At 61.6% G+C, this 2,974-nt stretch carries 4 protein-coding genes; 2 read left to right on the top strand and 2 right to left on the bottom strand.

Annotation, left to right across the window (positions count from 1 at the left end; translation table 11 throughout):
• The coding region (locus VFL62_RS26845) for an NAD(P)-dependent oxidoreductase (protein ID WP_325175425.1) at positions 1–372 on the top strand (372 nt) is incomplete at its 5' end.
• Here the strand turns inward: VFL62_RS26845 and VFL62_RS26850 are convergent.
• Together VFL62_RS26850 and VFL62_RS26855 are read right to left on the bottom strand one after the other, a co-directional pair.
• Entirely contained in the window at positions 369–1,256 is an 888-nt protein-coding gene (locus VFL62_RS26850; RefSeq protein ID WP_325175426.1) for a sigma-70 family RNA polymerase sigma factor, read from the bottom strand. The two genes, VFL62_RS26845 and VFL62_RS26850, sit on opposite strands and share 4 nt — an antisense overlap.
• Positions 1,234–2,094 carry a hypothetical protein gene (locus VFL62_RS26855; protein WP_325175427.1) on the bottom strand — a complete coding sequence of 287 codons (861 nt, stop codon included), beginning with the start codon at positions 2,092–2,094 and terminating at the stop codon, positions 1,234–1,236. Before VFL62_RS26855 ends, VFL62_RS26850 begins: the two co-directional genes overlap by 23 nt.
• Positions 2,095–2,759: 665 nt before the next feature.
• Here VFL62_RS26855 and rplJ point away from each other — a divergent pair.
• The coding region (gene rplJ / locus VFL62_RS26860; RefSeq protein WP_325175428.1) for a 50S ribosomal protein L10 at positions 2,760–2,974 on the top strand (215 nt) is incomplete at its 3' end.

Genomic DNA, 2,974 nt, shown 5'->3' on the forward strand with positions numbered 1-2,974 from the left:
GCGTTGGCCGAATGGTGCAACGTGTTGATGATCGCGGTGCGCGCCAGCGCCGAGACGAACCACGCCGTCAACGCCGATATCCTCAAGAAGCTCGGCAGCGATGGTTACGTCGTCAATATCGCGCGCGGTTCGGTGATCGACGAGGCGGCGTTGATTGCAGCGCTCACGAACAACACGATCGCCGGCGCCGGTCTTGACGTGTTCGAGAAGGAACCGCATCCACCGGGCGCCCTGACCGAGCTGGCGAACGTCGTGCTGACCCCGCATATCGGCGGTCATACCCAGGACTCGCATGCGGCGATGCAGGACTGCGTGATTGCCAATCTCGAGGCGTTCTTTGCCGGGAGGCCGCTCGCTTATCCCGTGCGCTAAGGACTCGCTGGCTGCGGCGCGTAGCGAAGCTTGTCGGGATTGCGTACCAGGTAGATTGCCGCAATCTTGTCGCCGTCGATGCTGACGCTCAGCGTGTGATCGAGTTCGCCGTCCAGATAGAGCAGGGCGCCGATGCTGCCGTTGATGACAGCCGGCTCGATCCGGATATCGCGGTCGGCATTCTTGCCGGCCACGCCGATGAAGAAGCGCGCGATCTTGTCGGCGCCGTGAATCGGATTGAGTGCCGCCGATTTGCGCCCGCCGCCATCGGTCACGGCGACCGCGTCGTCGCGCAACAGACCGGTCAATCGCGACAGATCACCGCTTGCGACCGCCTCGAGAAAGGCTTTGAGCAGATCTTCATGGCTGTCCGGGGCAGCGGCGGGTGCCGGCCGCTCGTCGCGCACCGCCCGGCGGGCGCGTGTCGCCAGTTGCCGGCAGGCCGGCTCGCTGCGGCCGATCATCGCCGCGATCTCGGAGAACGGAACCTCGAAGATATCGTGGAGCAGGAAGGCCGCGCGCTCCTGCGGCGACAGGCGGTCAAGTGCGAGCAGCAGCGCGAAGGAGAGGTCGTCGGCGAGTTCGGTCGCCGCTTCGCTCGACAGGTCGTCGGTGTCGAACACCGGCTCCGGAAGCCACGGGCCGACATAGATCTCGCGCTGCGCCTTGGCGCTTTTCAGCCGATCGAGACAAAGGCGCGTGACGATAGTGACGAGGAATGCCTCGGTATTGCGGACATCATGCGCGTCCGCAAAGCGAAGCCAGGCGTCCTGCACGACATCTTCGGCGTCGCTCCGGCTGCCGAGCATGCGGTAGGCGAGCCCCAGCAGCCGCCTTCGGTAAGGGGCAATCGGATCGCCTTCATGCGGCCTGCTTGACGACATCGATCTGTTTTCCATCGACCGAAATCCGGCGGCATTCCTTGGCATAGCCCAGTGCTGTCTTCATCATGGGGAACATTCGGCCCATCTGAAGCGCGAAACTCAAATCGATCACGCCTTTCTGGCCCCATTGGGCGCGGACGGCGTCGCGATGTTCATCTTCGTCATCGGATCGCCGCACGATCGCATCAGCAAAACGGAACGCGAGCACGACATCGTCGTTCATGGCGCGTACATCGCGGCGCACCACCGCCTCGATCTGGTCTCTCGCCACACCGGCTTCAAGCGCCATGTCGACGACGAGTTGTGCGCAGGGCCCGCAATCCTCTCCCTTCGCGCCGGTGAGACCTGCGGCGAAACTCGCTTCGATCGGGACCACTTCGCGGTGACGCGAGGCCTTCATCAGAGGCGCGAACTTGAAGAACGCGGCAGGGGATACTTTCAGCAGCATTTCGAGGTAACCGGTGTCGTAACCATAGCGCTGGCTGTAACGGCGCAACAGACGACGCGCGAACCAACTACGCATGATCTTCTCCTTGTCTGGCAAAGCGGAATAAAGCGCCAGTGCCGATGGAAGCACCACCACAACGACGTCGAAGACGGCGTGATGGTCGTGGCCGGCGACAATGGCGACGAGATGAATCAGGCCGTGGGCGGCGAGAAAGCCCGCCCCCGCGACTGCGGCCGGCCAATAGACCGGCCGCCAGGCCCGAACGGCGAGTGCGAGGCCCGATGTCAGGAAGGCGGCGCCGATGTCCTGCACAAAATGCGGATTGAATGGGCCGGTCTCGGTGGCGCCGGGCACGCTTTCGAACCAGTACGCGCCCGCGAATAGCATCATCAAGCCGTTCGCGATGTTCAAAACAGCCAAGATTGCCGCTAGTGTTCCACGCATGAAGGCCTCCTCTCATCCCAGACGAACGAGGGAGGGCCGATGTGACAGGTCGGATGAAGATTTCTGGGGTATTTTGGTCTCCTCAGCCTGCGCCAAAATAGCCCTTGGCAAGGCGAAAAAGACCCGTTAAAGAGACCGCTTCCGGACGTGCTGGCAATTGCTGGCGCGTCCGTGCTCGCTTTCCGAAAGAGAACGAATAGGAGACCTTTCCTTTCAGGACATTCCGCTTGGATGCTCGAAAGGAAGGGAAAGCCGTCGTTTATCAGGAAATCGGGCGGGGGCAGGCCGGTTTTACCTGCTTGCCTCGATCCTGTCCAAGACTGCAGGCGCCAGAGATAAACGTAAGTTTTTCAAAGGCTTAATCTTATGGCCTGCATAGACGGGTGAAGACCAGATTTCGCTCCGGGTCGCAAGGCTTCGGAGATTTGGTTCGAACCTCGACATCCCGCTGGCTCGCAAGGCCTTCGGGAGGGCAGGCGTTTCAATGTCGTTCTGCCCGACGCGTCCTTGAAGAGCGCAAAGTCTTTCAGGTCTGTGTGACGGCGGGACGATGGGTGCAACCCGGCGGTCCTGCCTCTGGCTGAAAGACCGCCAACCGGAGAGAGCTTGCTGTGGAAAGAGCGGCAAAAAAGGGCGCTGTCGAGGAGCTGAATGGTCTGTTCAAGACCACCAGCGTCGCGATCGTAGCCCACTATTCCGGCCTGACCGTTGCCCAGATGCAGAAGCTGCGCATGCAGATGAAGCAGGCTGGCGCCTCGGTAAAGGTCTCGAAGAACCGTCTCGCCAAAATTGCTCTTGAAGGCACTGACGTCGTTGCTATCGGCTC

It is taken from the genome of Bradyrhizobium sp. (assembly GCF_035701725.1).
Taxonomy (GTDB): domain Bacteria; phylum Pseudomonadota; class Alphaproteobacteria; order Rhizobiales; family Xanthobacteraceae; genus Bradyrhizobium.

Coding starts and splice junctions, on each gene's coding strand:
- VFL62_RS26850 (WP_325175426.1), bottom strand. CDS start 1,256: ATGTCGTCAAGCAGGCCGCATGAAGGCGATCCGATTGCCCCTTACCGA.
- VFL62_RS26855 (WP_325175427.1), bottom strand. CDS start 2,094: ATGATGCTATTCGCGGGCGCGTACTGGTTCGAAAGCGTGCCCGGCGCC.